The sequence below is a fragment of the Streptomyces sp. NPDC104831 genome, assembly GCF_055583025.1.
In genome coordinates, this window is sequence record NZ_JBVJOT010000136.1 from 1 (window position 1) to 3,401 (window position 3,401).

General features: G+C 75.5%; 4 protein-coding genes. 2 read left to right on the plus strand and 2 right to left on the minus strand.

Annotated features, from left to right (window positions below; translation table 11 throughout):
* Positions 1-125 precede the first annotated feature (125 nt).
* Positions 126-1,175: a hypothetical protein gene (locus ACZ63H_RS38535; protein WP_469873111.1), complete on the minus strand. Its 1,050-nt coding sequence runs from the start codon at positions 1,173-1,175 to the stop codon at positions 126-128.
* Positions 1,172-1,972 carry a phosphatase PAP2 family protein gene (locus ACZ63H_RS38540; protein ID WP_469873112.1) on the minus strand — a complete coding sequence of 267 codons (801 nt, stop codon included), beginning with the start codon at positions 1,970-1,972 and terminating at the stop codon, positions 1,172-1,174. The genes ACZ63H_RS38535 and ACZ63H_RS38540 overlap by 4 nt, the downstream gene beginning before the upstream one ends.
* Positions 1,973-2,154: 182 nt before the next feature.
* On the opposite strand from ACZ63H_RS38540, the gene ACZ63H_RS38545 reads away from it, so the two are divergent.
* Together ACZ63H_RS38545 and ACZ63H_RS38550 are read left to right on the plus strand one after the other, a co-directional pair.
* Positions 2,155-2,769 (plus strand): TetR/AcrR family transcriptional regulator, encoded by a 615-nt coding sequence (locus ACZ63H_RS38545; protein ID WP_469873113.1) that lies wholly within the window; start codon positions 2,155-2,157, stop codon positions 2,767-2,769.
* Positions 2,770-3,022: 253 nt separating this feature from the next.
* Entirely contained in the window at positions 3,023-3,292 is a 270-nt protein-coding gene (locus ACZ63H_RS38550) for a hypothetical protein (protein ID WP_469873114.1), read from the plus strand.
* Positions 3,293-3,401: the final 109 nt, after the last annotated feature.

The following is a 3,401-nucleotide window of genomic DNA, read 5'->3' on the forward strand; positions in this document are numbered from 1 at the left end:
TGCGAGAGGGTGAAAAAAAACGCCAAGGAGGGACAGGCGGGGGGGGAGGGGACTAGCGCGGAAAAAAAGGAGCCGGCCGGGGGCAGGCGGGTCCCCCCCCCGCCACCGGCCGTCGCCGTGTGCGTTCAGAGCGCGGTGAGGTGCCCCGGCTGCTCCGGCTGCCGCGGCACCGGCCCGGGTCCCTCGGCGGCCGCCCGCGGCCCGCGCCGGCGTGCCGCCGCGGCCGGTCCCGCGGTGGCCGCCCGCGGCCCGGGCCCGGAGCGGGCCAGGGCCGGTTCCGCGGTGGCCGTGCCCGGCTCCAGGGCCAGGACGGCCGCCACCGGATGCTCCTTGTCCACCGCCGGGCCGTCGGGCCGGGGCGCCGCCCGGGTGAGGAGCAGCACACCCCAGGAGGCCAGTCCCGCGCCGACGACGGCCAGCAGCACCCCGCCGGCCCCGCCCCGCAGGCCCTGCCCCAGCAGACTGAGGCCGATCACCGCGGCGGCCACCGGGTTGGCGAGGGTGACCACGGCGAGCGGCGCGCCCAGCCCGCCCCGGTAGGCGGTCTGGGACAGCAGCAGCCCGCCGACGGCGAACGCGGCGACGAGCACGGCGCCCACGATCACCTCGGTGTCCAGCACCGGCCCCGAACGGTCCGTGGCCGCCACCGTCACCGTCTGGGTGAGCGCGGACGCCACCCCGGAGGCGAAGCCGGACGCGGTCGCGTGCCTCAGGCCCGGCCGTGCGCCGGGCCAGGACAGCAGGCCGATGGCGGCGGCCGTCGCCCCCGAGACCGCCAGCGCCGCCGGCAGCGACAGCACCCGCGCGGGCGCCGGACCGGACGCGGCGACCAGCAGCGCGGCCAGTCCCAGCAGGGTGAGCGCCGTACCGCGCCACTCCACCGCCCGGACCCGCCGCCCGGCCGCCCGCGCGCCCAGCGGCACGGCCGCGACCAGGGTGAGCGCGCCCAGCGGCTGTACGACGGTCAGCGGGCCGTACTTCAGGGCGACGACGTGCAGCAGCGCGGCGGCGGCGTTCAGCCCGACCGCGGACCACCAGGCGCCGGTGCCCAGCAGGCGCAGCAGCCCGGTGCCGGCGCTGCGCGCGGCCAGCCGCTCCTGGGCGACGGCGGCCAGCGCGTAGGCGACGGCCGACACCAGTGACAGGCCGAGGGCGGCCAGGGCGGCGGTGCTCATCGGCCCGCTCCCGCCAGGACGGGCTCGCGGGTGACCGGCAGGCCGGTGCCGCGTCCCGCCGTGGTGGCGGTGTGCCGGGGCCGGGGGATGGCGGCGAGGGCGAGGGCGAGCATCACCGTGGCCACGAGCGCGTCGAGCCAGTAGTGGTTCGCCGTGCCCACGATCACCAGCAGGGTGGCCAGCGGATGCAGCAGCCACAGCCGGCGCCACCGGGAGCGGGTCGCGGCGATCAGGCCGACGGCCACCATCAGGGCCCAGCCGAAGTGCAGCGAGGGCATCGCCGCGAACTGGTTGGACAGGTGGTCGCTGGCGGGCGGGCCGTACACGGAGGGGCCGTAGACCCGGCCGGTGTCCACCAGCCCCGTCCCGGTCAGCATCCGCGGCGGGGCCAGCGGGAAGGTGAACGGCAGTACCAGGGCGGCGGTGGTGACCACCGCGAGGACCCGCCGGGCCCAGACGTAGTGCGCGGGCCGGCGTACGTACAGCCAGACCAGGAAGGCGAGCGTGGCCGGGAAGTGGACGGTCGCGTAGTAGGTGTTCGCCAGGTGGACGAGCGTGTCGCCGTGCAGCAGCGCGGACTGCACGGCGTTCTCGTGGGGCAGGTGCGCGGCCCGCTCCAGGTCCCACACGCGGCGGGCGTTGCGGAAGGCGTCGCCGGTGTGGCCGGTGGCCAGCTGGCGGCCCAGTTTGTAGACCAGGAAGAGCCCGGCGACCAGCAGGAACTCACGTATCAGAGGCGGGCGTGCCGGGGTCGCCGGTGCCGTTTCCGCCTCCGCAGGCTCGGTTCGGGCATTCATCCCCCGGCCCCTTCGCTGACGGTGGTGCGTGGGTGGTGCGTACGCCCCGGCCGGTGGCCGGGACTGATCGATACGTTTCCGTACCGATACGCCAGTGTACCGATACGGCCGAGTACCGGTACACTGGCGTATCGATTGATGTGCGCCACACTGGAGACAGCACGAGTGAGGGGAAGCAGCGCATGACGTCGCAGGCCGCGGAGGGACCGGACACGGTCGTCGCCTCGCGCCGCTCCAAGATCACGCCGGAGCGTGAGCGGGAGTTCTTCGACGCCGTGCTGGAACAGATCCGCGAGTGCGGCTACGACTCCGTCACCATGGAGGGCGTCGCCGCCAGCACCCGCTGCAGCAAGTCCACGCTCTACCGGCAGTGGAAGACCAAACCGCAGTTCGTCGCGGCGGCGCTGCGCGCCAGCCGCCGGGTGCGGTTCGCCGGCATCGACACCGGCTCGCTCGCCGAGGACCTGCGCCAGGCCGCGCGGGCCGCGGGCGACTGGTCCGGCAAGGACACCCGGCTGCTCCAGGCGCTGGGGCACGCGGTGACCTCCGACCAGGAACTGGCCCGGGCGCTGCGCGAGGCGCTGATCCACCCGGAGATCGCCGCGCTGGAGGAGATGCTCGCCCGGGGCGTGGACCGTGGCGAGGTCCGGGCGGACCACCCCGCGCTGGAGTACGTCCCCGCCATGATGTTCGGCGTTCTACGGGTACGGCCGGTCCTGAATGGGCAGTATGCCGACGCCGAGTACCTGGTCCGGTTCGTGGAGGCGGCCGTGCTGCCCGCGCTCGGACTGGAATGAGACCCAGGCCGCCGTTCACGGGATGACTGAACGGCGACCTGCTCGCGCCGCACCGTGGGGACGGGGGCGGCGCGCACCCCGGCCGGGTGGGATTCCCCTTGAGCGGAGGGGAACCCCACCCGGCCGACTTGCCTCTCCGCTCCCGCCGCGCTAGGCGGGCCGGCGCGGATCCGGGTAACCGGGGCCGGTGGGCGGTCGTTGGCGATGTGCTCCTCGGATGACCCTGGACGACCCTTCGAAGGGATCACGCCGGATGGCCGCCATCTGTCCGAACTGCCATCTGGCGGAAATGATCGCGTACGTCGTCAACGACGAGGGGCTGCACCCCTTTCCGTGCCCGGAGTGCAACGCCGGCACGCTCCGCTCCGGCCCGTACGGGCACCTCTTTGGAGCGGCGCCGTGCGCCACCGACGGCTGCCGGGGGTCCGTGCGCGACGACTACCGGTACGACGCCAAGGGGCGCCTGTCCCGCCTGGACCGCATCAGGTGCCGGCGCTGCGGGACGGGTACGGCGAAAGCCTGAGGCCGCCCGCCCGGAGCGGGGGGGGGGGGGGGCGGGGGGGGGGGGGGGGGGGGGGGGGGGGGGGGGGGGGGGGGGGGGGGGGGGGGGGGGTGTTGTGCTCGTGTCGGTG

Bases quoted from the DNA above. Each gene is read 5' to 3' on its own strand.
- ACZ63H_RS38535 (WP_469873111.1), bottom strand. From the start codon at position 1,175: ATGAGCACCGCCGCCCTGGCCGCCCTCGGCCTGTCACTGGTGTCGGCC.
- ACZ63H_RS38540 (WP_469873112.1), bottom strand. From the start codon at position 1,972: ATGAATGCCCGAACCGAGCCTGCGGAGGCGGAAACGGCACCGGCGACC.
- ACZ63H_RS38545 (WP_469873113.1), top strand. From the start codon at position 2,155: ATGACGTCGCAGGCCGCGGAGGGACCGGACACGGTCGTCGCCTCGCGC.
- ACZ63H_RS38550 (WP_469873114.1), top strand. From the start codon at position 3,023: ATGGCCGCCATCTGTCCGAACTGCCATCTGGCGGAAATGATCGCGTAC.